At 71.7% G+C, this 470-nt stretch carries 1 protein-coding gene; it reads right to left on the bottom strand.

Annotation, left to right across the window (positions count from 1 at the left end):
• Positions 1 to 470: ketoacyl-synthetase C-terminal extension domain-containing protein (locus tag DEH69_RS22980; protein WP_309302895.1), on the bottom strand; the 470-nt coding region annotated here is incomplete at both ends.

The raw sequence follows: 470 nt of genomic DNA, 5'->3' as shown, positions 1-470 counted from the left end.
CCACCTCCCGCACCGGGAGTTCAAAGCGCTCACACACCGCGTCGAACGCCCCCGCATACGCCGGGAACGCCTCATACAACTCCCGGCCCATCCCGAGCCGTTGACTGCCCTGCCCCGAGAACAGAAACGCCAGGCGCCCGCTGGAGCGAACTCCCCTGGTGGCCGTGGAGCGGTCCTCGGCAAGGGCGGTGAGTTCATCGACCAGCTCGTCGCGGCTGGAGACGGTCAGGACCGCGCGGTGTTCGAGGGCGGCGCGGGAGGTCGCGGTGGAGTAGGCCACATCGAGCAGCGGCCCATCCACGCGGGCCAGGCGCGCGGCCTGCTCGCGCAGGGCGGCCGGGGTCGCGCCGGAGACGACGACCGGCACCAGCGGGGGCTCAACCCGTTCGGGCTCCGGCTCCTCGACGGCGGGGGGCTCTTCGATGATGGTGTGGGCGTTGGTGCCGCTGATCCCGAAGGAGGAGATACCC

It is taken from the genome of Streptomyces sp. PT12 (assembly GCF_003311645.1).
Taxonomy (GTDB): Bacteria; Actinomycetota; Actinomycetes; order Streptomycetales; family Streptomycetaceae; genus Streptomyces.
Note: the sequence above shows the minus strand (reverse complement) of the source record. Positions and strands in the feature narration are given on the sequence as shown.